This window comes from Neolewinella aurantiaca (genome assembly GCF_008014675.1).
In the GTDB taxonomy this organism is placed as follows: Bacteria; Bacteroidota; Bacteroidia; order Chitinophagales; family Saprospiraceae; genus Neolewinella; species Neolewinella aurantiaca.
On record NZ_VOXD01000085.1, the window covers coordinates 1 to 2,022 of the forward strand.

The 2,022-nt window shown below is 45.8% G+C and carries 2 protein-coding genes and 2 pseudogenes; 3 read left to right on the forward strand and 1 reads right to left on the reverse strand.

Features of this window, described 5'->3' with window-relative positions:
- A pseudogene (locus FUA23_RS22855) lies at positions 1 to 131 on the forward strand (IS5 family transposase); the annotation flags it as partial.
- A gap of 405 nt (positions 132 to 536) precedes the next feature.
- On the forward strand, positions 537 to 905 hold the full coding sequence (gene tnpA, locus FUA23_RS23230) for an IS66 family insertion sequence element accessory protein TnpA (RefSeq protein WP_406603415.1): 369 nt from the start codon (positions 537 to 539) through the stop codon (positions 903 to 905).
- Here tnpA and FUA23_RS22065 read toward each other — a convergent pair.
- A pseudogene (locus FUA23_RS22065) lies at positions 843 to 1,052 on the reverse strand (phage integrase N-terminal SAM-like domain-containing protein); the annotation flags it as partial. The gene tnpA and the pseudogene FUA23_RS22065 sit on opposite strands and share 63 nt — an antisense overlap.
- 309 nt (positions 1,053 to 1,361) lie before the next feature.
- Here FUA23_RS22065 and FUA23_RS22070 point away from each other — a divergent pair.
- A complete protein-coding gene (locus FUA23_RS22070) occupies positions 1,362 to 1,916 on the forward strand; it encodes a hypothetical protein (RefSeq protein ID WP_147932942.1) in 555 nt (184 codons plus the stop codon).
- Positions 1,917 to 2,022: the final 106 nt, after the last annotated feature.

Below are 2,022 nucleotides of genomic sequence, written 5' to 3' on the forward strand. Positions count from 1 at the left end.
TGTCTTTGAGTGCCCATCAAGACCGGAAGGCTCAAAGGGGTTTGTAGTAGAAGCCAAGCGGTGGGTAGTCGAAAGAAGCTTCGCCTGGATGAATTTCTATCGCAGAATCACCAAGGACCTGGAGCGAACGATAGAAAATTCGGCTTCATTCATTTTGATGGCCAACATTCAGATGGTTCTATCGTCAATACAGAGAAATTTTGACTCGAATTTTTAGACACGCTCTAAACTTCGTTACTTCTTCGGGGTGGGACAACTAGCGCGAAGCTAACGCAGTTCCTGATAAGGCAAAAAACGTAGGCGAAGACGGGCGCAAACCAGATTGTCGCGATTACTCATCCCCGGCAAAGCGGTGTAGAGAGGCTGGGAGGGATTGAGCAATAATCTGATTCGCGCCAGGATGTATCTCTACGACCGAGCGTCAGCGCGCTATCAGTCGCTGAATCGTTTGGAATGAGTGTAACCGTCCGACCAACCACATCTTGTCAACCCCAACTCCGCGACCAGAGCTTTGCGCCAAACCAAAGCAACAATTTATGTGCCACAGCCCCACCGCCATCCGGCAATTTTTGATCGAGCAGCGGCTCAGCGGCCTGACGGTCGCCGCCTTTTGTGAAGAATACGACCTGAAGGTGCCTACTTTCTATTCCTGGAAGAAGAAATATGGAGAAGCGGAAGCTTCTCTCAGCGAAGGCTTTTGCAAAATAACACCAAGGCGGGAACGCGCCGAACGAAGCCTGCGTCTACCGAGCGGTTTGCGGCTGGAATTGATTGGCCTGACGACTACTGAAATTGCGGAGCTGATCCTCGAAATCGACCGCAATGCGGTCGGGGTCGCCGAGGACTTTGCCGTAGAAGTATTTCAGCGCATAGCAAAGGGTATTGAGGGTGGATTTCCCTATTGATTTTTCCCGCTCGGCGAGAAAGGCGAGGATGTCCCGGGCGGTGATGGCATCGGCTTCCGCATGGTGGTATTCCATGAGGTCGCGCAGCGACCGGGCGTAGTTGATAATGGTACTCGATGTCATACCCGCGACCCGTAAATGGGCCACGAACCGGTCGATATCCGGCTGACAATCAGGGTGGTGGGCTATCTGAGCCCGGGACTTTTTTTAGTCACGGTAGAATGGTTTGGTTAATAGGTAAGATAGGGGTATTTTTAGGAGACGGTTGGTTATGGCGCGGTAGCGGTTGGCGCGGAGCGGCTTAGTTCAACACAGCAGCACCGACAAGCCACGCTTCAAGTTTTGGGGTGCTAGGGTAGGAGGTCTGGGGCGTTAAGTTTTGAATTTCTATCTTAGCTTTTCCAAGGGCGTGGCCTGCGTTGCTGCATACGTTCTGCGCAACGAAAAGAAATTTGTATGATCGATAATAGTGGAATTGTATATCAACACGGTGATGTTGTAATTGATATTCGTGATGATCTCCGAACAATATCAACGTATTCAATTTCGATTGTGAGCGGTATACAGACTTTAGTAAAGCATTCAGTATCTGATGGCAGAAAAAATAAGCACTACCAGTTAAATGACTTCATAAAATATATTTACCCAATCAGGTTAGTTGGAAGCGAAAGAAACACGAAGAATATTTTTATAGGGTACCAACATTGGATAGAAAGCGATATACAATCTTATATATACAAAAAGGGGAAAGAATGTAGTGTTGATGAAATAAAGCAAAAGATAAATAAGAATAATAGTTATAAGCATGAGACTATTGAGGCTTATATCAGATCAATGTTAGTGAATAGGTTTTTGGAGCTCTCAGAGAAAAATGGAGTTTTGTACGTTGACATAAATAAATACAATCATCAGAAAAGTAAAGAAATTGAGTATTTTGAGCTAATAACAAATGAACTTCAAGCTAAAAGTAAGAGAGTTGAATTACTTATAAACCTAGGGTGTTCCCTCTGATACGAAATCGTCGAGGCTGATTCTGGCTCAAAAAAGATGTGCTCTCAAACTGTTAGTTTTGGGTTACGAAGCACAAAACACAGATGAGAGCACGCCTCAAAGCTAA

Excerpts from the sequence above, each read along its gene's own strand:
- tnpA (WP_406603415.1), top strand. The coding sequence starts at position 537 with ATGTGCCACAGCCCCACCGCCATCCGGCAATTTTTGATCGAGCAGCGG.
- FUA23_RS22070 (WP_147932942.1), top strand. The coding sequence starts at position 1,362 with ATGATCGATAATAGTGGAATTGTATATCAACACGGTGATGTTGTAATT.